Genomic DNA, 26,826 nt, shown 5'->3' with positions numbered 1-26,826 from the left:
TCGCAGTCGGGGACATGCTTTACGCGGTCAACCCTTCAGGTTCGGCCAACCCCTTGGCACGACATGCCGCCGTCACTGTATTGGCCAGCAAACAGGCAATGGTCATGGGGCCAACGCCGCCCGGCACCGGGGTGATTGCGCCCGCAACAGTGGCCGCGCTGTCAAAATGCACATCCCCCACCAGTTTGGTGCGCCCCTCGCGCTCCACACGGTTGATGCCCACATCAATGACCGTCGCGCCCGGCTTTATCCACTCCCCCGGTATCATTTCCGCGCGCCCCACCGCTGCAACCAGAATATCGGCACTGCGGCACATGGCAGGCAGATCTTTTGTGCGCGAATGGGCGATGGTCACGGTGCAACTGTCCCCCAGCAAAAGCTGCGCCATGGGCTTGCCCACAATATTGGACCGCCCCACGACCACAGCATGCATGCCCGACAAATCCCCATGATATTCGCGCAGCATCATCAAACAACCCAACGGCGTGCAGGGCACCATACTTTTCTGTCCGGTCCCCAACAGCCCGACATTTGAAATATGAAACCCGTCCACATCCTTGGCAGGATCAATCGCATTGATCACCAGATCCGAATCCAGATGCGCCGGAAGCGGCAATTGAACAAGAATTCCATGCACTTGCGGGTCACTGTTCAAGCGCTCAATCACCGCCAGCAACTCCGCTTCCGACACATCATCGGCCAACCTGTGCTCGTAGGAATTCATGCCCACTTCCACAGTCTGCTTGCCCTTGGAGCGCACATAAACCTGGCTTGCGGGGTCTTCACCCACCAAAACAACCGCCAGTCCGGGGGTCAGGTCGTGATCTGCCTTTAGGCGCGCGACATGGGCGGCAACCCGCGCCCGCACCCGCGCCGCAAATTCCTTGCCATCGATAACAGCTGCGCTCATATGTCGATCCTTCTTTCAGCTTTAACCCGGAACACCTGTATCAAGGCGCGGGTCATCCGTTTGTGCAATAGGCCCATAGGGGATGGTGGGCGGGGCGATGTGCCCGAAACGGGCACGAGCGTCCGACCATCATCCCCCCTCAGCCCTTAGAACAAACCTTCAATCACCCCATCATCATTGAACCGGATCGATTGCGCCGCCGGTTTTCTGGGCAGGCCGGGCATGGTCATGATTTCCCCGCAGATGGCCACGATGAACCCCGCCCCGGCCGCCAGCCGCACTTCCCGCACTGGCACCGAATGGTTGATCGGCGCACCGCGCCGGTTGGGGTCGGTCGTAAAGGAATATTGCGTCTTGGCCATGCAAATGGGCAAATGCCCATAGCCTGCGGCTTCCCACTCCTTCAACTGGCTGCGGATCTTGCCATCGGCCAGCACGTCATCAGCGCGGTAAATACGCCGCGCAATGGTTTCGATCTTTTCAAACAGCGGCATGTCATCCCCATACAGGGGCGCAAACTGTGCGCGGTCCCCATCAGCGATTTCCGCAACCCGTGTCGCCAATTCCGCAACCCCCGCCGACCCCTGCGCCCAATGCCTGCACAGGATCGCTTCGGCCCCCAGCGTTGCGACATAGTCTTTTACTGCCGCAATTTCGGCATCCGTGTCGGAATGGAAATGGTTGATCGCCACAACCACCGGCACGCCAAAGGATTTCACATTCTCAACATGGCGCCCCAGATTGGGGCAGCCTTTCTTCACCGCATCTACATTTTCCGAACCCAGATCCGCCTTGGCCACGCCGCCATTCATCTTCATCGCGCGCACCGTGGCCACGATCACCGCAACCGAGGGGGTCAGCCCCGCCTTGCGGCATTTGATGTTGAAAAACTTCTCTGCCCCCAGATCGGCCCCGAAACCGGCTTCGGTCACCACATAATCCGCCAGCCCCAGCGCAGTTTGCGTGGCCACCACCGAATTGCACCCGTGCGCGATATTGGCAAACGGGCCGCCATGCACGAAGGCGGGGTTATTCTCCAGCGTCTGCACCAGATTGGGCTGCATCGCATCTTTCAACAGGACGGTCATTGCCCCTTCGGCGCCAATATCGCGGCAATAGATAGGGGTTTTGTCGCGGCGATAGGCAATCACAATATCCCCCAGACGGCGCTGCAAATCTTCCAGATCCGCCGCAAGGCACAGGATCGCCATCACTTCTGACGCCACGGTAATGTCAAACCCGGTCTGGCGCGCAAACCCGTTCGACACCCCGCCAAGGCTGATGACCATATCGCGCAAGGCGCGGTCATTCATGTCCATGACCCGCCGCCATGTGATGCGGCGCTCGTCAATTTCCAGTTCATTGCCCCAGTAGATATGATTGTCAATCATCGCAGACAGCAGGTTATGCGCGGATGTGATGGCGTGGAAATCCCCTGTGAAATGCAGGTTCATGTCTTCCATCGGCACAACTTGCGCATAGCCGCCCCCCGCCGCGCCGCCCTTCATGCCGAAATTCGGCCCCAGGCTGGCTTCTCGAATACAGATCGCGGCCTTCTTGCCAATGGCGTTCAGCCCGTCACCCAGCCCCACAGTTGTGGTGGTCTTCCCCTCGCCCGCAGGGGTCGGGTTGATCGCGGTCACAAGGATAAGCTTGCCACGCTTGCGCCCGCGCGCTTCGGCCACGAATTCCTGACTGACCTTCGCCTTGTCATGTCCGAATGGCAGCAAATGCTCAGACGGAATGCCAAGTTTCGCCCCTATTTCCTGAATGGGCTGTTTCTTTGCCTCCCGGGCGATTTCGATATCAGTCTTGAAGCTCATGTCTGTCCCTCTTCCCTGCGGTCGTTTGTCGCTGCTGCCACAGCTATAGCGGTGCACCATCGGATACACAGCCGCGATTGCGACATTTTCGGCACCGGAAACGCCTTTCATATTTCCGATTGGAAACCAAAACCCACGACCGGGAAACCTGCGCCTGCCCAAAGAAAAAGGCACGGGTGCGACCCCGTGCCCAATTGATCCCTTCTGCAGGGCTCAGCCCTTCTTCAGGCAACGATTCCCCAGAACTTCGGCAATCTGCACCGCGTTCAGGGCCGCGCCCTTGCGCAGGTTGTCGGAAACACACCACAGGTTCAGCCCGTTATCGATGGTCGAATCCTGCCGGATGCGGCTGATATAGGTCGCATAATCGCCCACACATTCCACCGGCGTCATGTAGCCCCCGGCCTCTCGTTTGTCGATGACCATGACACCCGGCGCTTCGCGCAGGATGTCGCGCGCTTCTTCCTCGTCCAGAAAATCCTCGAATTCAATATTGATGGATTCCGAATGCCCCACGAAAACCGGCACGCGCACACAGGTGGCCGTGACCTTGATTTTCGGGTCAATGATCTTCTTGGTTTCGACGACCATTTTCCATTCTTCCTTGGTCGAGCCGTCTTCCATGAACACATCGATATGCGGAATCACATTAAACGCGATCTGTTTGGGGTAAACGCTTGGCGCGACTTCCTGACCGGGGACATAGACGCCCTTGGTCTGGTTCCACAACTCGTCAATGGCGTCCTTGCCCGACCCGGACACAGACTGATAGGTGCTGACAACCACACGCTTGATACGCGCGCGGTCATGCAGCGGTTTCAGCGCCACAACCATCTGCGCGGTCGAACAGTTGGGGTTGGCGATGATGTTTTTCCTGGTATAGCCATCCACTGCTTCCGCGTTCACTTCCGGCACTACCAGCGGCACGTCAGGGTCATAGCGATACAGCGACGAATTGTCGATGACCACACAGCCCGCCTTGGCGGCGATGGGGGCGTATTTCTTGGTTGCGTCGGACCCGATGGCAAACAGCGCCATGTCCCAGCCCGTGAAATCGAACTGTTCGATGTCCTGACATTTCAAAGTTCGGTCGCCAAAGCTGATTTCAGTGCCCTGAGAACGGCGTGACGCCAGCGCCACGATCTCATCCACCGGAAACTCGCGTTCAGCGAGGATATTCAGCATTTCGCGGCCCACATTGCCCGTGGCACCCGCAACGACGACTTTATAGCCCATTTCGGCCTCCTTGAAATCAAGTGGGTGCGGCATAGCGCATTCGTGGCGAAAGGTGAAGGGGCGCTGGCATGTCGCCCATCGCATGGCCCGTATTCGGCACGCCCGGCACCCAAGCACAGCAACGCACAGGGTCAGATTTTACGAAAGCCTAAAAAACAAACACACCGCACAATAATTAATCACCCTTTGGCGCAAAACTTAGCAAGTTTGCACATTCCACACCCCTGCACGCAGCGGGGCTGGATTGCGCCCCTGCGGCCTTGTTAGCGACAAACAAAACAACGAGGTGCGCATGATCCCGCTAAAACTGCCCGACCCCCACCAGCGCAGCAAGGGCATTGCCCGGGCCAGCTTCATGGCGCGGGGCGGGCGGACAGTGCTGAACCAGCTTTTCCAGCAAGGGTCGGCCAAACTGATCTTGCTGCCCGGGCCGGAACTGGTGTTTCTGAACACCTCTGGCGGGTTGACGGGCGGGGACAGGCTGGCGCTGAATATCACGCTGGGGGCGGGCTGCCGCCTGACCGCCACCACCCAGACCGCAGAACGCGCCTATCGCAGCGTATCAGGGGCGGCGCATGTCGATATTGCCATGCATGTGGGGGACGGCGCGCATCTGGACTGGCTGCCGCAGGAAACCATCCTGTTTGATGCCGCGCAATTGCGCAGGCGCACTGTCATAACCCTTGGGGCGGGCGCAAGCTGCCTGATGGCCGAAACTGTGGTTCTGGGGCGCGCGGCCATGGGCGAGCAGGTCACCGCGCTGGATTTCCACGACTGGCGGCTGGTGCAGCGCGGCGACACCCCTTGCCATGCCGAAGCCTTCGCGCTGGACGCCCCGCGCCTGAACAGCCGCGCCGCAGGGCTGGCGGGCATGCGCGCCTTTGCCACACTGGTTCTGGTGGGCGATGGTGCGGCGGACAAGCTGGCGCTGGCGCGCGCCGCCCTGCCCCCCGACCCCGATGTAAACGCCGCCGCATCCGCCATGCCGGGGCGGCTGGTCGTGCGCCTGATGGCGCGCGACAACTGGCCCCTGCGCAAACAGATGGTGCGGCTGTTGCAGGCGCTGCGCCCATCCCCCCTTCCCCGTGTCTGGCAAATGTGAGTAGAACTTCATGAACCTGAACCCTCGTGAAAAAGACAAGCTTCTGGTGGCACTGGCCGCCATGGTCGCGCGCAACCGGCTGGCGCGCGGGGTCAAGCTGAACCACCCCGAAGCCATCGCGCTGATTACCGATTATGTGGTCGAAGGGGCGCGCGACGGGCGAACCGTGGCCGACCTGATGCAGGCTGGCGCGCATGTCATCACCGCTGATCAATGCATGCCGGGCATTCCCGACATGATCCATTCTGTGCAGGTCGAAGCCACCTTTCCCGATGGCACCAAACTGGTCACGGTTCACCACCCCATCCGCGAAAGGGCAAGCGCATGATCCCCGGAGAGATTTTTACCCCTGATGGCGAGATCGAAGTGAACGCAGGCCAACCGGTGACCAGGTTGATGGTGGCCAATACCGGCGACCGCCCCATTCAGGTGGGCAGCCATTTCCATTTCGCCGAAGCCAATGCGGGCCTTGAATTTGACCGCGCCGCCGCCCACGGGCAGCGGCTGGACATTGCCGCGGGAACCGCCGTGCGCTTTGAACCGGGCCAGCGGCGCGAGGTGTCGCTGGTGCCCTATGGCGGGGCGCGCGTGGTTTACGGGTTCAATGCCAAGGTTATGGGGGCGCTGTAAATGTCATACAAGATTACACACGCAGCCTATGCGGACATGTATGGCCCCACTGTGGGCGACAAGGTGCGGCTGGGCGATACCGATTTGATAATCGAGGTGGAACGCGACCTGATTGCAGAACGCGGCGGCTACGGCGAGGAAGTCAAGTTCGGCGGCGGCAAGGTTATCCGCGACGGCATGGGCCAGTCGCAACTGACGCGCGCACAAGGCGCCATGGACACGGTCATCACCAACGCGCTGATCGTGGATTACACCGGCATCATCAAGGCTGATGTGGGCCTGCGCGGCGGGCGTATTGCCAGGATCGGCAAGGCCGGGAACCCCGACACCCAACCCGGTGTTGATGTCATCATCGGGCCGGGCACCGAAATCATCGCGGGCGAAGGCAAAATCCTGACCGCTGGCGGGTTCGATGCGCATATCCATTTCATCTGCCCCCAACAGATTGACGATGCGCTGCATTCGGGCCTGACCACCATGCTGGGCGGCGGCACTGGCCCTGCGCATGGCACGCTGGCCACCACCTGCACGCCCGGCCCGTGGCATCTGGGCCGCATGATGCAGGCCGCGGATGCGTTTCCCATGAATCTGGCCTTCGCGGGCAAGGGCAATGCCAGCCTGCCGGATGCACTGCACGAACAGGTGCGCGCGGGCGCAGCAGCGCTGAAACTGCACGAAGACTGGGGCACCACCCCCGCCGCGATTGACTGTTGCCTGAGTGTTGCGGATGAATCCGATATTCAGGTCATGATCCACACGGACACGCTGAATGAATCGGGGTTTGTGGAAAACACGCTGGCCGCCATCAAGGGCCGCACTATCCACGCCTTCCATACCGAAGGGGCGGGGGGCGGCCATGCGCCCGATATTCTGAAGGTGGTCAGCAGTCAGAACATTCTGCCCAGCTCCACCAACCCGACCATGCCCTATACGGTCAACACCATCGAGGAACATCTCGACATGCTGATGGTCTGCCACCATCTGGACCGCAAGGTGCCCGAAGATGTGGCTTTCGCCGAATCCCGCATCCGGCGCGAAACCATCGCAGCCGAGGATATCTTGCACGACATGGGGGCCATGTCGGTGATCTCATCAGACAGTCAGGCCATGGGCCGCGTGGGCGAAGTGATCACCCGCACATGGCAAACCGCCCATAAGATGAAGCTGCAACGCGGGCGACTGAGCGAGGAAGCCGGCAATAACGACAATTTCCGCGTGCGCCGCTATATTGCGAAATACACCATCAACCCCGCAATCGTGCATGGCCTGTCGCGCCATATCGGCAGCGTGGAAGAAGGCAAGCGCGCCGATCTGGTGCTGTGGTCGCCCGCATTTTTTGGCGCGAAGCCTGAAATGGTGCTGTTGGGCGGGTCCATTGTTGTGGCGCAAATGGGCGACCCGAACGCGTCCATTCCGGTGCAGCCCATGCATTCACGCCCCATGTTTGGTGCGTTCGGGCGGGCGGTTGAACACTCTGCCGTGGTGTTTGTGTCGCAGGCGGGGCAATCGGCGGGCATTGGGGCGGAACTGGGGCTGGCAAGAACCACGCTTGCAGTGGAAAACTGCCGCGAAATAGGCAAGTCTGACATGCGCCTGAACAGCGCCACCCCCCATATTGACGTGGACCCCGAAACCTATGAAGTGCGCGCTGATGGTGTGCTTTTAACCTGCGAACCGGCAACCGAACTGCCGCTTGCACAGCGCTATTTCCTGTTCTGATGCCCATGTTTCATGCAGCTCTGGCGCAGCAGTGCAACACTCGCCCAGAAAATGCCGCAGCGCGGCATAGCGCACGCAGTGTTCATAAGAATTTTACGGCCCGCTGTGATAGTGTCTGCCGGTGGGAGGAGTGTTTCTACCTGACGGAGGGTGAAATGCGACAACGACCGGCAAATTCCAATCTTAGCCCGCGCCAATCCCGCCGGCTGGACTGTTTTCTGGCCGCAACGGGTTTCGGCTGCAACCCGTCCCTTGGCCGCAGCGCGCGCGAAGCCGAATTCGCGCGCCTTGACCGCCTGCCCGATGGCGCGCTTGCCGCCATGGGCCTGTCGCGGCGCACTCTGGCGGCCCATGTTTACCGCGATATTTTCCACACAGGTGCAAAATGACCGATCTGCCCCCCCTGAACCGGCTTCTGAAAACCCGCCCCGACCGCTGTGACGGGTCGGTTATTCTGGATTATGACGCCCGCATGATCCGGCGCAAACGCCTGACCACCGCCGAAGGGCGCGGCTTCATGGTCAACCTGCCCGAAGTCACCAATCTGGATGCCTATTGGGGGTTCGAGCTGACAGACGGCACCCTGCTGGAAATCGTCGCCGCTGATGAACCGCTGATCGAGGTGACGGGCGACTTGCCCCGCCTTGCATGGCATATCGGCAACCGCCACACTCCCTGCCAGATCGAAGCCTCCCGCCTGCTGATCCGGCGTGACCATGTGATCGAAGCCATGTTAAGCCAGCTCGGCGCCAGCCTGCGCCCCGTCAGTGGCCCCTTCACCCCCGAAGGGGGCGCCTATGGCCATGGCCGCACCATGGGCCATTCGCATGGGCCTGAAACGGCCCATAGCCACAGCCATCACCATCACACGCACGCCTGACCATGCTGTCACCCGCCGCGCTGACCCTTGTTCAATGGCTGTCCCCCGCATTCCCGACCGGGGCCTTTGCCTATAGCCACGGGTTGGAACAGGTCATTGCCGATGGCTGCGTGCATGACGCGGACAGCCTGCGCGACTGGCTGGCCGATGTGGTGCAATTCGGCACCGGCTGGCAAGACGCGGTTCTTATGGCCCACGCCTTGCGCGACGGGGCCGATACGGACGCGCTGGACGCGCTTTGCACAGCGCTGCAACCCTGCGCGGAGCGCCTGCAGGAAGCGCGCGAACAAGGCGCGTCCTTCACGCGAACGCTTGGCACCATGACCGGCACGCCGCGCCCCGCACGGGCTTTGCCGCTGGCTGTGGCGGAAGCGGCCCGCCCGCTGGACCTGCCCGCCGCCGATGTGATCGCCCTGTATCTACAGGCATTTTCCAGTAACCTTGTCACCATGGGCGTGAAACATATTCCCCTTGGCCAAACTGCGGGCCAAAAGGTGCTGGCCGATCTTCTGGCAATCATCATATCCGTTGCCAGCCGTGCCGAAACGGCAGAGCTGGACGCATTGGCGAATTCCTGCCTTGCCGCCGATCTGGCTGCAATGCGACACGAAACCAAAGAAACAAGGCTATACCGGACATGAACACAACGCCTTCCAACATGCACGGCCCGTTGCGCGTGGGTATCGGCGGCCCCGTCGGGGCGGGGAAAACCACCCTGACGGAACATCTGGCGCGCGCCCTTGCGCCGCGCTGTTCCATGGCGGTCATCACCAATGACATCTACACCCGCGAAGATGCCGACGCGCTGGTGCGTGCACAGGTGCTTCCCTCGGACCGCATTCGGGGCGTAGAGACCGGCGGTTGCCCGCATACTGCCATCCGCGAAGATGCCAGCATCAACCTTGCTGCCATCGCCGACCTGAACAGTTGCTTCCCCGATCTGGACCTGATCCTTATCGAATCTGGCGGCGACAATCTGGCCGCGACCTTTTCGCCCGAACTGGCCGACATCACCATCTATGTCATCGACACTGCCGCAGGGCAGGATATTCCGCGCAAGCGCGGACCGGGGGTCACAAAATCCGATATGCTGGTCGTCAACAAGATTGACCTTGCCCCCCATGTGGGCGTTGATCCAGTGTTGCTGGAACAGGACACGCGGCGCGCGCGCGGCCACCTGCCCTATGTCCTTGCCTGCTTGAAACAGGGGCAAGGCGTTGATGCGGTCATCGCGTTTCTTGAACGCGAAGGGGGTCTGACACTGCACGCGCAACAGCACAGCGCCGGATTGGGGCGCATGACTGCCAATGCAGGCGGCAAAACCTAGTTCTGCTGTTCCAGCAAGGCCCGCGCGCTCACCTCATCGGTAATCAGAACGGTCGGTTCCAGCACCTTTATCGCCCCCAGAAGCGCCCTGATCTTTTCGGGCCCACCCGACACCAAAACCCGTTCCGGGGTTTTGCGCAACTGCGGCAGATCAACCGAAATCGCGCGTCCGTTCACCTGATTGTCCACCAACCGGCCGTGCGCATCGATGAAATTATACAGCACATCGCCCACAGCACCCGCATCCACCAAGGACCGGCGTTCGGGTTCAGACAGGTGGCCCAGCCTGTAGGATGTCGTTATCGTCGATATCCCCCCCACCGAGACCAGCACCATGTCCAGATGGTCGGCCATCTGGAATATTTCGGCCAATCCGCAGCGTTCCAACAAGGCATGTTTGGTTTCCGCACTGTCCACCAGCGCCGGGGCAGGAATAAGAAAACCGTCGCCCTGAAACAATTGTGCGAATTGCCATGCAAACTCCGCCGGGTTGAACCGCCGCGCTGCAGAGATTCCGCCCAACAACGACACCACACGAAAATCGTCCAGTGTGCGGCCCGCGATGAATGGCAGTGTGTTATAGAGGGTCTGCCCCCAGCCCACACCGACCGACATACCCGATTGCATGGTGCGGTTGATGAAGGCGCCCGCTGCCGCTGCAATCACCTTTACCGGGTCGGCGGTCGGATCGGACACTGGCGCAGCAATGACGTGATTGATGGCGAAGCGTTCTTCCAACGCGCGTTCCACTTTCACCAACTCTGCAAGGGGCGCGGACACGGTGATCCGCACTTCATTTCTGCGGCGCGCATCCGCCAGAAGCCGCACAACCGCCACGCGGTTCAATCCCAGCAAGGTTGCGACATCGCTTTGGGTGCGCCCCTCCACAAAATAAAGCCATACCGCGCGCGCCCGCAGGCGATCTACGTCAGTTTGGGGCAGCATTTCGGCAAAGGTCCGGGCGGGTGTGTTTTCCTTGGTCATATCCGCACATTTCAGCATCCCGCCGCGCCGGGCAAGCGAATAATTACGCCAACTGCCGGGCCAGAATGCCTGCCACGGTTTCGGGGGTGTCAACATGCGGAATATGCCCGCAGTCGGGCAACAAATGCAGCGCCATGTCACCGCGCGCCGCAAGGGCGTGACGCCATGGAATAATACGGTCCGCGCGCCCCCAGACAAGGGCGGTGGGCACGCGCACCCGGCGCAAGGCGGCGGTCAGGTCGAAGGCCTGCACATCATCGGGGAAAAGCGCGCCTGCCAGTTCCAGCTGGGCCGCGCGCAACTGCGGATCAAGGCGTCCGCGCAGGGCCGCGCGGGCGTAGTCCTCGCCCAGCCCTTCAGGATCGGCGGTCAGACACCGAAGCCATGGCAGCAGGCTTTCCGCGCGGCTGGCGCGCGCGATTCCCCTCAATACCGGCGCGTCAATTTCCGGCCCAAGCCCCGCGGGTGCGATCAGCGTAAGGCTTGCAACCTTGCGTGGCCGGATATCCGCCAGCGCCAGCGCCAACGCCCCCCCCAGCGAGTGGCCAACCAAATGAACCTGCTCTGTGCCGCTTGCATCAAACGCGGCGACAACTGCGCGCGCCAGTTCCGCAAAGCTGCGCAGGCTGCGGCGGGGCGATTTGCCATGGCTGGGCAAATCCAGTCGCAGCAATGGCTGGTCCTTTGGAAGCGCGCGTTCCAACGGTGCCCAGCCTGTCTGCTCTGCTGCGAAGCCATGGATCAGGAACAGTGGCGCAGTATCGCGCCCCGCGCGTCTGGTCACATGCAGGTCACCTGATTGGGCGGACCAGTCAGAAGGCACAGCCCCCCCCCCTTGTGACAGCGCAGGCGCGCGATTGGCGATATCGCCACGTTGCACCCGCCCCTTCGGGCCACTACCAGCGACATGTCGCAAATCAACCCCCGTTTTATGGGCCAACTGTCGTGCAGCGGGTGTGGCACGCACACGCGGATCCTGGGGCATGCCCGACGGGGGTGGCGCGGCGGGGCGAGGCTGCTGCAAGCGGGTTGCGGCAGCAGGCGCAGCGCTGGCCGGGGGGGCGGTTACCGCTTCATCTGGTGCATAAATCCACGCAACTGGCGCCCCCACCGCGACGCTTTGGCCCGGGGCGACCATGTTGTGAACGTGACCGGACGCGGGGCTTTCCACTTCCATTGCGGACTTGTCGGTTTCAATGTCGAACAAGGGCGCCCCTTTCGCCACGAACTGTCCTTCTGCGACATGCCAGACCGACAGGGTGCCCGCAGTCATGTCCATATCGACCTTGGGCAGGATCACTTCGGTGGGCATGTCAAACCGCGCCCCCGACCAATTTACGCACTGCGCGCTCAATCCCGTCAACTTGCGGCACAGCCGCGCGTTCAAGGTCAGGGTTGTAGGGGATGGGCGCTTCGGCCCCCCCAAGGCGAAGGACAGGGGCTTCCAGATAATCAAACGCGTCGCTTTCGGCAATCAATGCACTGATTTCGGCCCCCAGCCCCAATGTGCGCACGCCTTCAAAGACACATAGCGCGCGCCCGGTCTTGCAGACCGATGCAATGATCGTGGCGCTGTCAATAGGGCGCACAGACCGAAGGTCGATCACCTCGGCGCTGATACCGTCAGCGGCCAGTATTTCCGCCGCTTCCAGGGCACGATGCACCATGATCGCACCTGCAATAATGGTGACATCCGTTCCCGCGCGCCGGATTTCGGCCTTTCCGATGGGAATTGTGTAATGGCCCGCAGGAACATTGCCCTTCATTTTGTAAAGCAGCTTATGTTCGAAAATGATCACCGGATCAGGGTCGGCCAAAGCGGCCAGCAGCAACCCTTTGGCGTCATGCGGTGTTGACGGCTGCACGACCTTCAGGCCCGGCACATGGCCAAACCACGCCTCGAAGCTTTGACTATGCTGTGCAGCTGCCCCCGTGCCCGACCCAGAAGGCATACGAAACACCAGCGGCACTGACGCCTCCCCGCCCAGCATGAAGCGCATCTTCGCGGCCTGATTGACAATCTGTTCCATCGCAAGCGCCGCAAAGTCGGAAAACTGAAACTCGTAAATCGGGCGCAGGCCAGTCAGTGCCGCCCCAACCGCCACACCGGCCCCCCCCAGTTCCGAGATTGGCGTGTCCATCACCCGGTCAGGCCCGAAACGGTCAATCAGATCGCCGGTTACCTGAAACGCGCCGCCATAAACGCCAATATCTTCGCCCATCAGCACCACATTCGGGTCGCTTTCCAGCGCAAGTGCCATGGCCTCGCGCAGGGCTTCTGCGAAACTTAGCGTGCGCGAGGGATGTGCGGGCGCGTTCATATCGCGTCCTCGGCGTGAACATAGCGTGTTACATCTGCTACATCCGGCGCGGCGCTGGATTTGGCGAATTCGATACCCGCGGCAACCTCTGCCTCGGCCTGACGCAGCAAGGCGGCTGCATCTTCATCGGTCAGAATGCCATGACTGACAAGTTGGGCGCGAAACCGGGTGATCGGGTCTTTTGCCACCCAGCTTTCAATTTCGTCCTTGGTGCGGTAGCGGTTGCGATCAGACTTGGAATGCCCCCTGATGCGGTAGGTCAGGTTTTCAATCAGGCTTGGCCCCTGCCCGCTTCGCGCCCGCGCAATTGCTGTATGCGCAGCCTGGGCAACTGCAGAAAAGTCGTTGCCGTCAACAGTTTCGCCCGGCATGGCATAGCCCGCCGCACGGTCCGATATTCGCGCAACAGCCGTGGACCGTTCCACAGATGTGGACATGCCGTATTTGTTGTTTTCACAAATGAAAACAACGGGCAACTGCCAGACGCTGGCCATGTTCAGCGCTTCGTGGAAGGCCCCTTCGTTATTGGCCCCATCCCCGAAAAAACACACTGTCACATCGGGCTTGCCCTGCCGTTTGGCCGTCAGCGCGGCCCCCACGGCAATTGGCAGCCCGCCCCCGACAATCCCGTTGGCCCCCAGATTGCCGGTTTTGACATCCGCAATATGCATCGACCCACCGCGCCCGTGGCAATAGCCGGTTTGCTTTCCAAAGAACTCGGCGAACATGCGGCCCACATCTGCCCCTTTGGCGATGCAATGCCCATGGCCGCGATGGGTGGATGTAATTTTGTCTTGATCTGTAAGTTCCAGACAGGACGCGACCGCCGACGCTTCCTGCCCGATGGACAGATGCATCGTGCCGTGGATCAGACCGCGCGCATAGCTTTCTTCTGCCCCTTCTTCAAAGCGGCGGATCAGATACATTTTCTTCAGGGCCGCGCGCAGCTGCGCGGGCGCATACTGCCTGATTGCGAAGGGAAGGTTGCCTGTCGCCGCCTGCACCACCCGAGACATGTTCACAGCCCTTTCATTTTCGTCACCCTGCATCGCAACACAGTGCGCAAACAGAACGGTTTTGCAGATCACCGCTGCGGTTCAATGCAAATCTTTGCAAGATATGGCTGAAAGCTACTGAACAAATGTTATATCGTCAATAATTAAGTTCAAACCCTCTGGCCATCATCAAGCTGTGCCACGCATCCGCACATCATCAGGCCAGATTATGGGGCAGCGCCTTGTAACGGCCAAGGTAAAAACAAAATAAACTGTTGCACAGGGCGCGGCTGCGTGCACACTTAGGCGCAATCATTTGTTGATCTTGCCCCGAAGCTGATGCAACATGTGTAAAATACAATCAACATATGTTCAAAATGCTGAAACTTTGCCGGCAGGCTGGACAAGGTGATATGCAACAAGGCGGGAGCGCGGCATGGATGGCATTCTCACTGGTCCAGACCTTGGCTTCAGCTTTGGCCCAGCATTACAGGGCCTGTATGGCATGGCATATCTGCCGGTTGTCATATTTTGCCTTGCGCTTGTTTTCGGAACCAAACCTGTAAAAGCCGCCCGCGCGGCGCTAAGCGTGGGCATTGCGTTTATTGGTGTCATTCTGGTTATCGGCATGTTCTGGTCGGTGCTGGGCGACGTCGCGGTGGCGATTGCCACGCGCACCGGAATTGAACGTAACGTCATCGATATGGGCTGGCCCACGGCTGCGACCATCGCATTCGGATCGCAAGTCGGTCTATGGGTTATTCCCATAGGGCTGGCGGTGAATATTGCGCTGTTGCTGACGGGCGTAACGCGCACCATGAATGTGGATATCTGGAATTACTGGCATTTTGCGCTGATCGGGGCGCTTGTGATGGCGGCCACCGGGTCACTTGTCATGGGGCTGGGCACTGTGGCGCTGATTGCGGCGCTTTCACTGTTTTTTTCGGACTGGTGCGCCCGTGCGGTCCAGCGGTTTTATGGCATTCCGGGCGTGTCGGTGCCACACATCCTGTCGGTGCAGGTCTTGCCAATTGCGATTGCCGTGAATTGGGTGATCGAAAAAATACCGTTCCTGCGCGGTCTGGACGTCACGGCCGACACGGTGACGCGCCGCCTTGGTATAATGGGGGACCCCACAGTGCTGGGATTTTTCCTTGGTCTTGGTCTGGGCGGGATAGGGTTTTGGGATCTGGATGATCCCGTCACAACGGGCGTGCGTGCGTTTGCTGTCGGGGTCAGCCTTGCGGCGGGCATGATGCTTCTGCCCTATGTGCTGAAAATCCTGATGGAAGGGTTAATCCCCGTGACCGATGGCGCGCGCCAGTTCGTGGAACGCCGCCTTGGCGGGCGGAAGGTCACAATCGGGCTGGATTCAAGCATTGTCATCGGGCACCCCTCCGCCATGGCAAGCGCGCTGATCTTGATACCTGTGGCAATTATCCTGTCCGTTCTGCTGCCGGGAAACCGCGTGCTGGTGTTCACGGATCTTGTGGTCATTCCCTTCATCGTGGCCTTGGCCGCGCCCATTGTGCAGGGAAATGTGGTGCGTATGGTGGTGATCGGGACAGTAACGCTGACTTTGGGCTTCTATATCGCAACTGCACTTTCTGGCACCTTCACGCTGGCTGCGGTGGATGCAGGCATTGCACAGCCCGCCAACGGAACCGAATTGACCGCGATGGGCGATGGCTTCGTGTGGGTCAGCTATGTGGCTGTCGCGCTGATGCAGGGGCTTGGATATGCCGGGCTTGCAATTTTCGCGGCGCTGATCGCCGGGGCATTTGCACTGCTGCACCGCCACCGCGCAGCATGGGAACGCGCTGCGGGCGCAGATGATCCACCAAAAGAGGACTGACATGACCAGACACCTAAGCACATTCATCCGGCCAGAAAACGTTGTGCTGTCCCACCGCGTTGAAACTGCCCAACAGGTTATCACCCTGCTGGCAGGCAAACTGCAAATGGGCGGTTTCGTGCATCCGGGGTTTGCGCAAGCGGTGTGCGCCCGCGAACGGGACATGCCCACCGGCCTGCCGCTCTCGGACGAATTTGCCGTGGCTGTCCCGCATACAGACCCTGAACATGTCCTGCGTCCGACCATCGCCCTTGCCACGCTGGCCCATCCGGTTGCGTTTGGCAGCATGGACGACCCCGACATGTTTGTTCCCGTTCATGTGGTGTTTTTGCTGGCGCTGCAGGACAAGGACGCGCAAATTGGGGTCCTGCAGGCCATTGGCGAAGTTTTGCAAGATGAAGCGCGTGCCCGTCTGCTGTGGCAGGCGCAAACACCGCAACAGGCGCTGGCGCTGCTGCCCTGACACCTGAAAACCGAAGGAACCGGACATGACCGAACCCAAAAAAGTGCTTGTTGCCTGTGGCACCGGCGTTGCCACGTCAACAGTTGTCGCGCAGGCGGTGCAAGCCGCGATGCAAGATCGCGGCATCGCCATCATTACGCGCCAATGCAAGGCATCCGAAGTGCCCGGACAGATTGGGGATGTCGATCTGGTCATCTCGACCACGCCACTGCCAAAGGACTTGCCGCGCCCCGCGATTGTAACGCTGGCATTCCTGACCGGCATTGGCAAAGACCGCGAGTTGGAAAAGATCACTGAAATCCTGTCACGCTAGACCATGCCCCACGCAGGCAAAGCATCACAACAAGGGAGGCGCGCGCATGCAGCGAAATGTCAATGTGCGGGTAAAAGGGGGGCTGCATGCCCGGCCAATAGCGGAACTGGTGCGATTGTCGCGCGCTTTCCGGGCCGATATCGAAATTCTGCATGACGGACGCGCGGCGTTGACGCGGTCCTCCATGAAACTTCTGATGCTGGGCGTCAAAGAAGGGCAGACTGTCACCCTGCGCGGGCGCGGGGACGACACACAAACTGCCATGGACCAGATTTGCCAGTTTCTGGACGGGGCACCAGCAACGGCCAGCCCCCCCGCCAAACCCGCCATAGCGGCCAGCGAAGGCCTGGCCATTGGCCCGGCATTTCACTTCGTGCAGCCCGTGGTGCAGCCCGAACCCGACTATATTGACCCCCTTGCCGTTGAAGCCGAACTGCGCCGCCTGCAGGGCGCTGCGGCGCGCCTGACGGCGCGCATCCGTGCGGACGCGGCACGCACAGCGCATGCCGCAACCCGCCAGATATTGCAGGCCCTAAGCGATCTGGCAGACGATACTGAATGGCTGGACACACTGGAAGGGCGGGTGCGCGCGGGCATGTCCAGCGTCGCAGCCGTGCAGCAGACGGGCGCCGAAAACGCCCGCCAGATTGCTGCGCTGGATGATCCCTATGCCAGCGCGCGCGCCGAAGACATGCGCAGTGTCGCCCATTTGATGACGCTGGAATTGCAAGGGCAACAACCGTTGACCCTGGACGCTGCCCCTGATGGTGCCATCATCGTGGCCGAGGAATTGCCTGCACTGGACATTGGCAAGACTGATCTGGCGCGGCTGGGCGGCATTGTGTGCCTGAAAGGTGCCGTAACCAGCCACGCCGCAATCATTGCGCGCGCCTATGGTGTGCCCGCCGTTTTTGGGGCCGAAGCGCTACGAGACCGCTTGTTTGCAGCGCAGCGCATCGCGCTGGATGGCACGCGCGGGCTTGTGGTCCCCGACCCTGATGCCGCCACCGAACAGCAGTTTGCAAACGCCGCGCAGGCCGCGCAAAAAGACGCTGCCGACCTTCTGCGCTTTCGTGATGTGGCGCCCCGAACACCGGGCGGCAGGTCCATCACAGTGGCTGCAAACCTTGGGTCTGTGGCCGAACTGGACCGCGCTTGCGCGGCGGGGGCCATGGGGGTTGGGTTGTTCCGCACCGAATTGATGTTCATCGACGCGGCCAGCCCCCCCACCGAGGATGACCAGTATCAGGCCTACAGCGCCATTCTGGGGCGTTTCCCTGACCACCCCGTCATCATCCGCACACTGGACATCGGGGCCGACAAACCCCTGCGCGGCCTGACACCAACCGCGGAAGAAAACCCCGCACTTGGGATGCGCGGCATTCGGTTGTGCCTGTCGCGGCCAGATGTGTTCAAGCCGCAATTGCGCGCCCTGTTGCGCGCGGCCCCGCATGGGCACCTGAAGGTGATGCTGCCCATGGTCAGCGACCTGTCAGAACTGCGCGCCACCCACGCGTTAATCGACCAATGCCGCGCGGAACTTGCGCAGGAAGGCACCGCGCATGGCCTGTTTGACCTTGGTATCATGATCGAAACCCCGGCAGCCGTTCTGACCGCCGACCTGCTGGCGCAGGAAGCGGCGTTCTTTTCCATCGGCACGAATGATCTGACCCAATATCTTATGGCCGCCGACCGGCTGAACCCGAATGTCGCGCAGTTGTGCCGCGCGGACCACCCGTCTGTTCTGGCCGCCATCAAGGCCGTTTGCACCGCCGCAACCCGACACGGGCTTTGGGTCGGCATATGTGGCGAAGCTGCCGCCGACCCTGCGTTGGTTCCGCTTTTCGTGGCGGCAGGCGTAACCGAGCTTAGCATGTCCCCCGGCGCAATAGCCCGCGTCAAACGCCAGATTTGCGGGCTGGAAGGGCTTTAGAGTATGTCGCGCAAAAGTGGAAGCCGATTTTGCACTCCTTAAGCTTTCGAAATCAATAAGTTAGCGCATGTCGCCTGAATGCGGATGAACGCGACATGCTTTGGCGCGCCTTTTGCACAGCCTATCGGAAAACAAAAAACGCCGGGCCAACGATGGCCCGGCATTTATGGTCAGGGGGAAACGGTCAGTTGCCCAGTTTGGCGTCGATATCCAGCATTTCGATGGGAACATAGGTGCGGATCGCATCAATCGTATCCAGTGTGCGCAGATCGGTATACAGCACGGGCGGTATCTCATCGGTGCGCCCTTGAAGGTCCATGATCAGCGCTTCAGCGGAATTGGCCCCCATGCTGCGCGGGTCGCGGAACACGGCCACACCAATTTTACCGCGTGCGACCATTTCCAGTTCATCGGCTTGTCCGCCCATGCCAGTTACGACCACGTCATCGATAACGCCATGCCCTTCCAATGCGGCCATTGACCCCAACGCCATGACCGAATTCATTGCGACCACGACTTCAACATTGGGATAGGCAATCAGCGCGCGCTCAATCTCGGCATACGCCAATTCGCGCTGGAAATCCGCATAGCCTTCATACAGGATATTGGCGGTAAACCCTTCGGCGGCCTCCATTGCGCGCAACACACCATTGCCGCGCGCCTGACTGATCTCGGACGCGATTGGCCCCCAGATCATGATGACATTGGCTTCGGACTGGCCTTGTTCCATGAAATGATTGGCAATCCATTCGCCGGTAGCTTCGCCCATTTGGCCGTGGTTATAGACCGACCAGTTCAGAACCGACTCCCCGAACGGGAATGTTGCCCCTTCGGCCGGTTCATAGTCCACCATCAAAAGCTTGGTGCCGGAATTCGCCACTTCAACCAGACCGGGGGTGTTCTGGTCCAGACTGGACGGCCCGAACACCATGTAGTCAAGGTTCAGGTTTGCCATGTTTTCCAGAATATTCAGCATTTCATCATGCCGCCCCGATGCGCTGGGCGCCGCCTGAAACAGCTCATATTCCAGGTTTTCAGCGTCCAGCCGGTTGCGAAAGCCGATTTCAAGCTGACCGAACAGGTCGGTGATGTCATGCTGGTGCGAGACAAACCCGATGCGCAACGGCGCATCCTGTGCAATGGCCATTCCTGCGGTTCCGACAAATGCCGCTGTTGCCAATAGTGTAGTCACGGATTTCATTCTTCTCTCCTCCCAGAAAGATTGAACATGCGTCTTTGCGTGTTGTGCCCGGCGTCAAGACGCACTGCCGCCGGGAATTCAGTCTGATACAGGCGCTGTCAGTTGCGCTTTTGCTGCAGTTGCAGGGCGACCGCTGCGATGATCAGCAAGCCAAGGATCATCTTTTGCACAAAGAAGCCCGCGCCCGTCTGGATAAGTCCATTCTCCAGCATGCCAATCAGGTAGACACCCAGAAGCGTTCCCACCATGGTGGCACGCCCGCCAAACAGGTAGGTGCCCCCCAACACGACCGCGGCGATGATGTGCAATTCCAACCCTTCGCCCATTGCGGCGGACGATGAATTCAGCCGCCCCATCAGCACCAGTGCCGCCAGGCCCGCCAAAGCGCCCTGAATGACATAGGTTGACGCGGTCAGCAGTTTGACATTCAGGCGCGTGGCTTCCGCAGCTTTGGGGTTGGACCCGATTGCCGTGATATACCGCCCGTAAAGCGTCTGGGTCAGCACAAACCACCCCACCAAGGTGACAAACAGCGCAATCCAGACCGCAAGGGGCATACCCAACACCCAGGAACGGCCAACAGTTGTCACCACATCCGGCAGGTTCGTAACAAGGTTGACGCCCATGTAATGCTGTGTAAACCCACGATAGGCGACAAACGTGCCAAGCGTGGCCAACAGGGGCGGCACACCCAGAACCGTGATATTGAACCCGTTGAACGCCCCCAGCAATGCCCCCAGCAGAATGGACACAGGGATGGCCAGCATGGGGTCAAGCGCCCCGCTTTGCAGTGTGGACCCGACAATTGCCCCGACAACGCCGATCATCGACCCCGTGGAAATGTCGATACCGCCAGTGTTCATAACCAGCGTCTGGCCAACCGCCAAGATCAGGAACACCGACGCGGCGCGCATGATGGTGATCTGGTTGTTTACGGTATTGAATGTGTCGCCAGTTATAATCGTCAGCGCGACATAAATCACCACAATCGCCACGGCCACGTTGAAATAGGGCAAAGCCGTAAGCCGATACAAGGAGTTGCTTTTGGACGCATTGCCCGGCATGGTTTGGGCTGGGTTTGTCATGCGACCGCTCCTTCAAGATCACCAACAATAAGGCGAACGACATCCGTTTTTGTGACGTCCGCAATCCGTCGTGTGGCAATCACGCGGCCCTGACGCATGACGGCAACGCGGTCCGCAACCCGGAAAACATGCTCCAGATCATGCGAGATGATCAGCATCGTTTGCCCCGACTCTTTCAGCGATTCAATCAGTGCAAGAACCTTGCGCACTTCCTCGACGCCCAGCGCGGCAGTGGGTTCGTCAAGGATCAGCAATTCGCGCCGTCCCTTGCGGACGGACCTGCCAATCGCAACCGCCTGACGCTGCCCGCCCGACAGGTTGGCTACGGGGCGATTGGGATCAGGAATATTGATGCGCAGCCGCTTGAGGGTTTCTGTCGTCTCCCGCGCGATCTTTTTGGTGTCAGGGATGGAAAACCATCCAAGGTTCAACAGCTTCGGTTCATCCCCCAAAAAGACATTCGCAGCCACATCCAGCGAATTGGCCAATGCCAGATCCTGATAGACCACCTCGATACCCAAGGCCCCAGCATCTTTGGGGGTGCGAATGCTGACCGGCGTGCCGTTCAACAAAATCTCGCCCGTATCGGCGGGCTGTACACCAGCGATCGACTTCACGAATGTCGATTTGCCCGCGCCATTATCGCCAACCAGCGCGATGGTTTCACCTGCTTCAATGGCCAGTGAAGCCCCCTGAAGCGCGCGGACACCGCCAAATCGCTTCTCAAGGTTCCTGACCTCTAATAAGGGTCGTTTCTCTTGCATCCATTCCTCCCGTTTCGTTCGTGATGTTTCGGCAGCCGGCCAAGGCTGCGATATTTGGCGATTTACCTGAAACGGGCTCCTCCGGCCGGTTTGGTATATCGTTCATGCAATCGCACATTTGTAAATCTGTCAACGCAAAAGTTCATATTTGCTGACACGCTTTGGCCGCGCGCGGCTTACCCTGCCGGGTAAGGCATAAGGTCGACTGTGTTCGACCCAGAGTAATTGATGTAGACGGTTTTCTTGCGCAGATACTTGTCCAGACCATGCACCCCGTCATCCCCACCGGGCCCACTATTGCGAAAGCCCGTATGAAACCCTTGCAAGCTTTCCGGTCCGATACGGTTCACATAAATCTCGCCAAAGTCGATTTCGTTTACAGCGCGCATTGTGCGGCGCATATCATTGGTGAACAGGTATGCGGATAACCCATACCGACTGTCATTGGCCTGCTCCACAACATCTTCGAACGTGTCGAAAGGCACGATGGGCACCACCGGCCCGAAGGTTTCATCACGCAGAATTGCCATATCGGGGCGCAGCCCGGTTAAAACTGTCGGTGTATAATAGAACCCGCCTTCGGTGGGGCTGCGTTCAGGACGGTGCCCGCCCATCAACAATTCAGCGCCGTCCGACAAGGCTTGTGCCACGCGTGCTTCAACCTTTTCCAGTTCGGCCAGATTGACCTTTGGCCCGATATCGGTGGCCGGGTCCATCGGATCGCCCACACGCAAGGACCTGCTGACGGCCAGAAACTTCTCGACAAACGCATCATACACCGGACGTTCAACATAGGTGCGTTCGTTGCAAATGCAGACCTGCCCGCAATTCATGTAGCGCGATGTCGCGGCGGAGCGTGCAGCCAAATCCAGATCAGCATCGGCCATAACAATAAACGGGGCTTTGCCGCCCAGTTCCAGCGATACAGGGGTCAGGTTTTGCGCGGCATTTGCCATGATGCGCTTGCCTGTTGGCACGCTGCCGGTCATCGTGATCAGGTCAATGTCAGGCGCGGTGCAAAGGGCCTCGCCAACCTCGGGGCCGGTGCCTGACAGCACATTCACAACACCAGCGGGCACCCCTGCACGGTCGAATATACGCGCCATGGCCAGCGCTGACAGCGGCGTTTCCTCATGGCTTTTCAGCACGACCGTATTGCCCGCGATCAGCGCTGGCGCAACCTTGCGCGCAACCAGCGCAAACGGGTAGTTCCACGGGATAATCGCACCGACCACCCCCAAGGGCAGGCGCTGCACCCAGATTTGTTCGCCCGCATGGTCTGACGGCAGAATTTCCCCCTGAATACGGCGCGCAAACTCTGAAAAATAGCTAAAGAACTCTGCCGCGCCGCCCACTTCGCCGCGCGCTTCCTTGATGGTCTTGCCCTGTTCGCTGACGATCAGGCGCGCATAATCTTCGGCGTCCTGCCGGATCAGGCGCGCGATTTCGCGCATGACCGCAGCGCGCTGCAATGGCGCCAGCGCCCCCCATGCCGGTTGTGCGCCGCGCGCGCTGGCGATGGCCTCATGTGCGATGGCCGCATCTGCCATATACACATTGGCGAATGCCTGCCCACTGGCCGGGTTGATGACATCGCGCTGCGTGGGCCCTTGGCGGAACTTGCCGTTGACCAGCATCTCGGGCCCGGGAAGTGGTATGTTCATCGTTTTTCCTCCATCTATTCTGGGGCGGGGCGCTTTCAGGCTGCCGAAAGCCCCGCCTTTTGTGCGGTTGCCAGGGCGACTGCATATTCAATCGCTTCCACCATGCTGTCGGCACTGGCGATGCCCTGCCCCGCGATGTCGAACGCGGTTCCATGGTCGACCGAGGTGCGGATAATGGGCAGCCCCAAGGTTACATTGACCCCATTCAGCGCCTCCCAGGCGCCGGTTTCGGGATTGGTCCGAAAGCCCAGCAGTTTGACCGGAACATGCCCCTGATCATGATACATGGCGATAACTGCGTCATAACGGCCGCCTTTGAGTTTCACGAACACCGTATCACCGGGAACTGGCCCTTCGACATGCATGCCGCGCGCGACCCATTCGGCCACAACCGGCGCGGAAATGTCGATATCTTCTCGGCCGAAAATCCCGCCTTCGCCCGCATGCGGGTTCAGCGCCGCAACTGCTATGCGGGGATTGGTCAGGCCAAGCTGTTTCAGCGCCGTATGGGTCAGCTCAATAACCCGGTTCAGGCGCTGCGGGGTCAACAATTTGGGCACATCGGCCAGCGCGACATGCGTTGTCAGATGCGCCACGCGGAAATTGCCGTGGGCCAGCATCATGACCGTACCGGATGTGCCCGTCAGGTCAGCCAGCATATCGGTATGACCGGCATAGGCGTGACCGGCCAGATTCAGCGCTTCCTTGTTCAGCGGGGCCGTTACAATCCCGGCAACGGTTCCCGCAAGCGCCAGATCCACCGCCACACGAATGGCGCGGAACGCAAAATGCCCGCCGCTGGCGCTGACAACGCCCGGTTCTGGCGTTGCACTGTCAGGGTCAAGCGCAACAACGCCATGCCCGCGATGGGTGGCCACCTGACCTTCGGCAATGCGCGGCGGCACTGGCAGGCCCAGGGCGCGGCCCGCCACATCCAGCGCCCCGGCACACCCAAGGATAATGAGTTCCGGCGCGTCGGGGCCGTGCATCTTTTGCAAGGCTTTCAACGTGATCTCTGGCCCGATACCAGCGGGATCGCCCATTGTGATGGCAAGTTTCATGCGCTGCTTCCCTGCGAAACCTTGAACGCCATTAGACAAACGATTCCGCCAAAATACTCCATCTTCGTTCAAGAATGTGCAATAAAGTTCAATATCTGTCAATACAGTTTGCAGTCGGATTTTCCGTCAGCGCACCTGACCCGTCACAGCATCCACAACAGTGCATGTCGTGCCAGCCGCGCGCACAGCGTCAATCTGCCCGGCGCTGGCCCCACTGTCGGTGATAACCTCGTCCACATCGGCCAGCGTGCAGATGTCACAAAAACTGGTCAGGCCAAACTTGCTGGAATCTGCCAACACGATGACTTGCGCCGCGGCCTCGATCATCCGCCGCTTCATTGCCGCAAGCGCCAGACTGGTTTCAGTAAACGCCTGATCCGAGATGGCGTGCACACCAATAAACGCAATATCGACATGGATCGTTGTCAGGAACGGATCGCCCGGCGCCCCGATCAGCGTGCCCGTGCCAGACCGCACAACGCCGCCTGTCACAATCGTCTCGATCTTTGATGATTTACTTAAAATACCGGCAGTTATCAGGTCATTCGTAACAGCGGTTATCGGGATCTGGGCGGAAAACAGGCAATGGCTGACAGCCTGAACCGTGGAACTTGCATCAAACAGAATGCTTTGGTTGGCCTTCACCCGCCGCGCCGCTTCGGCACCGATCAGGCTTTTCTGGCTTTTCGCAAGCTCCGCTGAAATGGAGGCCTCCGGCTCGAACCGTGCGGACGGGACGGAACGGATGACAGCCCCCCCATGGGTGCGGTCAAGATACCCCTGTTCGGTCAGATAATCGAGGTCCCGCCGGACAGTGGAAACCGACGCATCCAGCCGGTCCGCAAGATCCTGAACAGATGCCGCCCCGAAATCGCGCAGCACATCCAAAATAAGCGCATGGCGCTGCGCGGGCAGCAAATCGACCCGCGCCGTCGTTTTTCTTGACATTCCGGCCCCCTAACATACCAATTCATGTATGATAGATTTTGATCGTTTTTGCCAATTTAGACAAGATGGCAAAAACCGCCCCCACCGTCAGGACTGGTTTTCAAGCCTTCCCGCACGATCCTGACCAAGCGCATCGCGCAGCTGCGCCGACTGGAACACCGCAGACATTGTCCAATTTGGCACTTCGCCCGCGAACAGGTCCAGAAAAGCAATCGCCAAGGACGGATCATGCCTGATATTCTCACGGAACGACCACCAACTGCGCAAATCCGTCAGTTCGGGGGCAAGGCGCTGGTCTTCGTGGAAATCCTGTTCCAGCACCGCCGCGCGAATATTCAGGCAGAATGTCACATAAACATAGCCTTCCGGCCAGAAATATGCCGGGTCCGTCGCATCAAACCTGTCTGGAAGCCGCGTGGCGGTCAGTGGGGTGTGCCGGATCATCGTGCGCAGCATCAGCCCCGCCGCAAACCCGACATAGGCGCGCCGACTATCTGCATTCTGGGGTTTTTGCGCCTCAAAGGCGCGCAGCCATTCAATAAACCCGGCTGTCAGTTTTTTGTCGTCAACAGCAAACGAAACACCCGTCGTCTGCGCACATTGCGCGACCTGATCATGAAAAGACTTGTGAAACCAGCGCAGGCGCTGCACCGCCTTGCGCACTGGCGGGCGGTCGGTGCCGTGAACCTGAAGGCTTGTGTCAGACATGGCGCGCCATCAGATCAGGCGCGCATTTGCATCAAGCAACGCCGCCAGAGTGTCATATGCGCCAAAAGCGGCCAAAATATCGGCGCGCTGGGTCACCGCAACATCATGGCACAGCTTCAAAAGCGCCGCTTCACGTTGCCCGGGTTCCGGTCTGTCGACCAGCAACCACAACAGCACGGTGAAAACCGCCACGCTTGTATCGTCCAGATCCTCTTGCTGCATTCCGTAAGGGGTGCCCGGCACGCAGCCTACGGCATGATGTTTGATGATGCTTTTTGCGACATCTGCAGCCACCTGACTGGCGCAATTATGCTTGCGCGACGGCAACGCCGCCCGCCGCAGGCCAAGCGCCAGAACAGTTTCGCTGACCATCAAATGATCGCGCTGCATAAGCTGCAAAACCTCGGTCAGTGCCGCATGCGCGACCATCGCAAACTGCGCTGTATGTTCGTGTTTGCCTGAAAAGAAATCCGCATCTGGCGTCAGGCTGTCGGGCAAACCAGATGGCGTGAGTGACGCATCGAACTTTCGTAAGACAAGGCGGACTGGCGCTGGCAGCAGCGCTTTTGCAGGGGCAAGGGTTGACCGCACACCGCGCAATATGTCGCGTCCGGGCAAGCCAAGATCGCGGGCGATTCCCTTCGGGATTTGTGTGATCGACGTCATAACGGCGTCCTTTGCTGATAAACGGTGGTCGTATTTGCACCCGGTTTTCGTGTCGCAAATGGATAAGGCCCATCCTGCGCACGTCACTTGAACAATTGCAACGCACGCATACAACATGCGCAGCACCGCCCGCGTAGTCAAGGGCCGGGCACCGTCAATGCCACCAACAAAGGCCGCAAGGCCGGATGTCATGTTTCAGGCACCACCCGCAAGTGCGGGTGTTTTGCCGCCATGCCCGG

27 protein-coding genes are annotated in these 26,826 nt (G+C 60.0%); 12 read left to right on the top strand and 15 right to left on the bottom strand.

Translation table 11 applies throughout. The annotated features are described in order from the left end of the window. Positions 1-19 precede the first annotated feature (19 nt). The 3 genes from folD to ACTZWY_RS04860 all read right to left on the bottom strand — a co-directional run bounded on the left by folD (position 20) and on the right by ACTZWY_RS04860 (position 3,969). Positions 20-910, bottom strand: coding sequence for a bifunctional methylenetetrahydrofolate dehydrogenase/methenyltetrahydrofolate cyclohydrolase FolD (gene folD / locus ACTZWY_RS04870; RefSeq protein ID WP_444789567.1), 891 nt, complete (start codon positions 908-910; stop codon positions 20-22). 146 nt (positions 911-1,056) lie between these two features. Further along, positions 1,057-2,733, bottom strand: a complete 1,677-nt coding sequence (locus tag ACTZWY_RS04865; protein ID WP_444789566.1) for a formate--tetrahydrofolate ligase — start codon at positions 2,731-2,733, stop codon at positions 1,057-1,059. A gap of 213 nt (positions 2,734-2,946) precedes the next feature. Further along, complete coding sequence (locus ACTZWY_RS04860) at positions 2,947-3,969, bottom strand: aspartate-semialdehyde dehydrogenase (protein WP_444789565.1); 1,023 nt, start codon at positions 3,967-3,969, stop codon at positions 2,947-2,949. Between the two features lie 292 nt (positions 3,970-4,261). Here ACTZWY_RS04860 and ACTZWY_RS04855 point away from each other — a divergent pair, with 292 nt between their 5' ends. From ACTZWY_RS04855 to ureG, 8 genes are all read left to right on the top strand, one after another. After that, a complete protein-coding gene (locus tag ACTZWY_RS04855) occupies positions 4,262-5,071 on the top strand; it encodes an urease accessory protein UreD (RefSeq protein ID WP_444789564.1) in 810 nt (269 codons plus the stop codon). Between the two features lie 10 nt (positions 5,072-5,081). Then, positions 5,082-5,399 carry an urease subunit gamma gene (locus ACTZWY_RS04850; RefSeq protein WP_274350381.1) on the top strand — a complete coding sequence of 106 codons (318 nt, stop codon included), beginning with the start codon at positions 5,082-5,084 and terminating at the stop codon, positions 5,397-5,399. Beyond that, positions 5,396-5,701: an urease subunit beta gene (locus ACTZWY_RS04845; protein WP_444789563.1), complete on the top strand. Its 306-nt coding sequence runs from the start codon at positions 5,396-5,398 to the stop codon at positions 5,699-5,701. The genes ACTZWY_RS04850 and ACTZWY_RS04845 overlap by 4 nt, the downstream gene beginning before the upstream one ends. Then, entirely contained in the window at positions 5,702-7,420 is a 1,719-nt protein-coding gene (gene ureC / locus ACTZWY_RS04840; RefSeq protein ID WP_444789562.1) for an urease subunit alpha, read from the top strand. 155 nt (positions 7,421-7,575) lie between these two features. Beyond that, positions 7,576-7,809: a hypothetical protein gene (locus ACTZWY_RS04835; RefSeq protein WP_444789561.1), complete on the top strand. Its 234-nt coding sequence runs from the start codon at positions 7,576-7,578 to the stop codon at positions 7,807-7,809. Continuing rightward, positions 7,806-8,300 (top strand): urease accessory protein UreE, encoded by a 495-nt coding sequence (locus ACTZWY_RS04830; RefSeq protein ID WP_444789560.1) that lies wholly within the window; start codon positions 7,806-7,808, stop codon positions 8,298-8,300. The genes ACTZWY_RS04835 and ACTZWY_RS04830 overlap by 4 nt, the downstream gene beginning before the upstream one ends. Positions 8,301-8,305: 5 nt before the next feature. Next, a complete protein-coding gene (locus ACTZWY_RS04825; protein WP_444789645.1) occupies positions 8,306-8,941 on the top strand; it encodes an urease accessory protein UreF in 636 nt (211 codons plus the stop codon). Continuing rightward, positions 8,938-9,627, top strand: coding sequence for an urease accessory protein UreG (gene ureG, locus ACTZWY_RS04820; RefSeq protein ID WP_444789559.1), 690 nt, complete (start codon positions 8,938-8,940; stop codon positions 9,625-9,627). Before ACTZWY_RS04825 ends, ureG begins: the two co-directional genes overlap by 4 nt. Here the strand turns inward: ureG and ACTZWY_RS04815 are convergent. From ACTZWY_RS04815 to ACTZWY_RS04800, 4 genes are read right to left on the bottom strand one after another with little or no spacing between them, the layout of a single operon-like run. After that, positions 9,624-10,706: a sugar-binding transcriptional regulator gene (locus ACTZWY_RS04815; protein ID WP_444789558.1), complete on the bottom strand. Its 1,083-nt coding sequence runs from the start codon at positions 10,704-10,706 to the stop codon at positions 9,624-9,626. The genes ureG and ACTZWY_RS04815 overlap by 4 nt on opposite strands. Then, positions 10,654-11,922, bottom strand: coding sequence for an acetoin dehydrogenase dihydrolipoyllysine-residue acetyltransferase subunit (locus ACTZWY_RS04810; protein ID WP_444789557.1), 1,269 nt, complete (start codon positions 11,920-11,922; stop codon positions 10,654-10,656). Before ACTZWY_RS04810 ends, ACTZWY_RS04815 begins: the two co-directional genes overlap by 53 nt. Position 11,923: 1 nt before the next feature. After that, positions 11,924-12,931 (bottom strand): alpha-ketoacid dehydrogenase subunit beta, encoded by a 1,008-nt coding sequence (locus ACTZWY_RS04805; protein WP_444789556.1) that lies wholly within the window; start codon positions 12,929-12,931, stop codon positions 11,924-11,926. Then, entirely contained in the window at positions 12,928-13,947 is a 1,020-nt protein-coding gene (locus tag ACTZWY_RS04800; protein WP_444789555.1) for a thiamine pyrophosphate-dependent dehydrogenase E1 component subunit alpha, read from the bottom strand. Before ACTZWY_RS04800 ends, ACTZWY_RS04805 begins: the two co-directional genes overlap by 4 nt. A 415-nt stretch (positions 13,948-14,362) precedes the next feature. Between ACTZWY_RS04800 and ACTZWY_RS04795 the strand changes: the two genes are divergently transcribed. From ACTZWY_RS04795 to ptsP, 4 genes are read left to right on the top strand one after another with little or no spacing between them, the layout of a single operon-like run. Further along, complete coding sequence (locus tag ACTZWY_RS04795; RefSeq protein WP_444789554.1) at positions 14,363-15,781, top strand: PTS galactitol transporter subunit IIC; 1,419 nt, start codon at positions 14,363-14,365, stop codon at positions 15,779-15,781. A gap of 1 nt (position 15,782) precedes the next feature. Beyond that, the gene (locus ACTZWY_RS04790) at positions 15,783-16,244 is read left to right on the top strand and encodes a PTS sugar transporter subunit IIA (RefSeq protein ID WP_444789553.1); all 462 of its coding nucleotides are present in this window, start codon (positions 15,783-15,785) and stop codon (positions 16,242-16,244) included. Positions 16,245-16,269: 25 nt separating this feature from the next. Then, on the top strand, positions 16,270-16,557 hold the full coding sequence (locus ACTZWY_RS04785) for a PTS sugar transporter subunit IIB (protein WP_444789552.1): 288 nt from the start codon (positions 16,270-16,272) through the stop codon (positions 16,555-16,557). 46 nt (positions 16,558-16,603) lie between these two features. After that, positions 16,604-18,490: a phosphoenolpyruvate--protein phosphotransferase gene (gene ptsP, locus ACTZWY_RS04780; protein WP_444789551.1), complete on the top strand. Its 1,887-nt coding sequence runs from the start codon at positions 16,604-16,606 to the stop codon at positions 18,488-18,490. Between the two features lie 184 nt (positions 18,491-18,674). On the opposite strand, the gene ACTZWY_RS04775 is transcribed toward ptsP, so the two are convergent. From ACTZWY_RS04775 to ACTZWY_RS04740, 8 genes are all read right to left on the bottom strand, one after another. Further along, on the bottom strand, positions 18,675-19,691 hold the full coding sequence (locus ACTZWY_RS04775) for a sugar ABC transporter substrate-binding protein (RefSeq protein WP_444789550.1): 1,017 nt from the start codon (positions 19,689-19,691) through the stop codon (positions 18,675-18,677). A 98-nt stretch (positions 19,692-19,789) separates the two neighbouring features. Beyond that, complete coding sequence (locus ACTZWY_RS04770) at positions 19,790-20,776, bottom strand: ABC transporter permease (RefSeq protein ID WP_444789549.1); 987 nt, start codon at positions 20,774-20,776, stop codon at positions 19,790-19,792. After that, entirely contained in the window at positions 20,773-21,540 is a 768-nt protein-coding gene (locus ACTZWY_RS04765; protein ID WP_444789548.1) for an ATP-binding cassette domain-containing protein, read from the bottom strand. Before ACTZWY_RS04765 ends, ACTZWY_RS04770 begins: the two co-directional genes overlap by 4 nt. Before the next feature lie 176 nt (positions 21,541-21,716). After that, complete coding sequence (aldA, locus tag ACTZWY_RS04760; protein WP_444789547.1) at positions 21,717-23,204, bottom strand: aldehyde dehydrogenase; 1,488 nt, start codon at positions 23,202-23,204, stop codon at positions 21,717-21,719. A gap of 35 nt (positions 23,205-23,239) precedes the next feature. Next, positions 23,240-24,265, bottom strand: a complete 1,026-nt coding sequence (gene pdxA, locus ACTZWY_RS04755; protein ID WP_444789546.1) for a 4-hydroxythreonine-4-phosphate dehydrogenase PdxA — start codon at positions 24,263-24,265, stop codon at positions 23,240-23,242. Between the two features lie 126 nt (positions 24,266-24,391). Continuing rightward, positions 24,392-25,213, bottom strand: a complete 822-nt coding sequence (locus ACTZWY_RS04750) for a DeoR/GlpR family DNA-binding transcription regulator (RefSeq protein ID WP_444789545.1) — start codon at positions 25,211-25,213, stop codon at positions 24,392-24,394. A gap of 87 nt (positions 25,214-25,300) precedes the next feature. Next, positions 25,301-25,921: a hypothetical protein gene (locus ACTZWY_RS04745; RefSeq protein WP_444789544.1), complete on the bottom strand. Its 621-nt coding sequence runs from the start codon at positions 25,919-25,921 to the stop codon at positions 25,301-25,303. 9 nt (positions 25,922-25,930) lie between these two features. Then, positions 25,931-26,587 (bottom strand): hypothetical protein, encoded by a 657-nt coding sequence (locus ACTZWY_RS04740; RefSeq protein WP_444789543.1) that lies wholly within the window; start codon positions 26,585-26,587, stop codon positions 25,931-25,933. Between the last annotated feature and the right edge of the window lie 239 nt (positions 26,588-26,826).

The sequence above is a fragment of the Roseinatronobacter sp. NSM genome, from assembly GCF_052379845.1.
GTDB lineage: Bacteria > Pseudomonadota > Alphaproteobacteria > Rhodobacterales > Rhodobacteraceae > Roseinatronobacter.
The sequence above is the reverse complement of the archived record's forward strand: the minus strand, read 5'-3'. Positions and strand labels throughout refer to the sequence as shown.

What these genes read in the sequence shown, in the direction of transcription:
- folD (WP_444789567.1), bottom strand. Translation starts at nt 910, where the DNA reads ATGAGCGCAGCTGTTATCGATGGCAAGGAATTTGCGGCGCGGGTGCGG.
- ACTZWY_RS04865 (WP_444789566.1), bottom strand. Translation starts at nt 2,733, where the DNA reads ATGAGCTTCAAGACTGATATCGAAATCGCCCGGGAGGCAAAGAAACAG.
- ACTZWY_RS04860 (WP_444789565.1), bottom strand. Translation starts at nt 3,969, where the DNA reads ATGGGCTATAAAGTCGTCGTTGCGGGTGCCACGGGCAATGTGGGCCGC.
- ACTZWY_RS04855 (WP_444789564.1), top strand. Translation starts at nt 4,262, where the DNA reads ATGATCCCGCTAAAACTGCCCGACCCCCACCAGCGCAGCAAGGGCATT.
- ACTZWY_RS04850 (WP_274350381.1), top strand. Translation starts at nt 5,082, where the DNA reads ATGAACCTGAACCCTCGTGAAAAAGACAAGCTTCTGGTGGCACTGGCC.
- ACTZWY_RS04845 (WP_444789563.1), top strand. Translation starts at nt 5,396, where the DNA reads ATGATCCCCGGAGAGATTTTTACCCCTGATGGCGAGATCGAAGTGAAC.
- ureC (WP_444789562.1), top strand. Translation starts at nt 5,702, where the DNA reads ATGTCATACAAGATTACACACGCAGCCTATGCGGACATGTATGGCCCC.
- ACTZWY_RS04835 (WP_444789561.1), top strand. Translation starts at nt 7,576, where the DNA reads ATGCGACAACGACCGGCAAATTCCAATCTTAGCCCGCGCCAATCCCGC.
- ACTZWY_RS04830 (WP_444789560.1), top strand. Translation starts at nt 7,806, where the DNA reads ATGACCGATCTGCCCCCCCTGAACCGGCTTCTGAAAACCCGCCCCGAC.
- ureG (WP_444789559.1), top strand. Translation starts at nt 8,938, where the DNA reads ATGAACACAACGCCTTCCAACATGCACGGCCCGTTGCGCGTGGGTATC.
- ACTZWY_RS04815 (WP_444789558.1), bottom strand. Translation starts at nt 10,706, where the DNA reads ATGTTGACACCCCCGAAACCGTGGCAGGCATTCTGGCCCGGCAGTTGG.
- ACTZWY_RS04810 (WP_444789557.1), bottom strand. Translation starts at nt 11,922, where the DNA reads ATGCCCACCGAAGTGATCCTGCCCAAGGTCGATATGGACATGACTGCG.
- ACTZWY_RS04805 (WP_444789556.1), bottom strand. Translation starts at nt 12,931, where the DNA reads ATGAACGCGCCCGCACATCCCTCGCGCACGCTAAGTTTCGCAGAAGCC.
- ACTZWY_RS04800 (WP_444789555.1), bottom strand. Translation starts at nt 13,947, where the DNA reads ATGTCTCGGGTGGTGCAGGCGGCGACAGGCAACCTTCCCTTCGCAATC.
- ACTZWY_RS04795 (WP_444789554.1), top strand. Translation starts at nt 14,363, where the DNA reads ATGGATGGCATTCTCACTGGTCCAGACCTTGGCTTCAGCTTTGGCCCA.
- ACTZWY_RS04790 (WP_444789553.1), top strand. Translation starts at nt 15,783, where the DNA reads ATGACCAGACACCTAAGCACATTCATCCGGCCAGAAAACGTTGTGCTG.
- ACTZWY_RS04785 (WP_444789552.1), top strand. Translation starts at nt 16,270, where the DNA reads ATGACCGAACCCAAAAAAGTGCTTGTTGCCTGTGGCACCGGCGTTGCC.
- ptsP (WP_444789551.1), top strand. Translation starts at nt 16,604, where the DNA reads ATGCAGCGAAATGTCAATGTGCGGGTAAAAGGGGGGCTGCATGCCCGG.
- ACTZWY_RS04775 (WP_444789550.1), bottom strand. Translation starts at nt 19,691, where the DNA reads ATGAAATCCGTGACTACACTATTGGCAACAGCGGCATTTGTCGGAACC.
- ACTZWY_RS04770 (WP_444789549.1), bottom strand. Translation starts at nt 20,776, where the DNA reads ATGACAAACCCAGCCCAAACCATGCCGGGCAATGCGTCCAAAAGCAAC.
- ACTZWY_RS04765 (WP_444789548.1), bottom strand. Translation starts at nt 21,540, where the DNA reads ATGCAAGAGAAACGACCCTTATTAGAGGTCAGGAACCTTGAGAAGCGA.
- aldA (WP_444789547.1), bottom strand. Translation starts at nt 23,204, where the DNA reads ATGAACATACCACTTCCCGGGCCCGAGATGCTGGTCAACGGCAAGTTC.
- pdxA (WP_444789546.1), bottom strand. Translation starts at nt 24,265, where the DNA reads ATGAAACTTGCCATCACAATGGGCGATCCCGCTGGTATCGGGCCAGAG.
- ACTZWY_RS04750 (WP_444789545.1), bottom strand. Translation starts at nt 25,213, where the DNA reads ATGTCAAGAAAAACGACGGCGCGGGTCGATTTGCTGCCCGCGCAGCGC.
- ACTZWY_RS04745 (WP_444789544.1), bottom strand. Translation starts at nt 25,921, where the DNA reads ATGTCTGACACAAGCCTTCAGGTTCACGGCACCGACCGCCCGCCAGTG.
- ACTZWY_RS04740 (WP_444789543.1), bottom strand. Translation starts at nt 26,587, where the DNA reads ATGACGTCGATCACACAAATCCCGAAGGGAATCGCCCGCGATCTTGGC.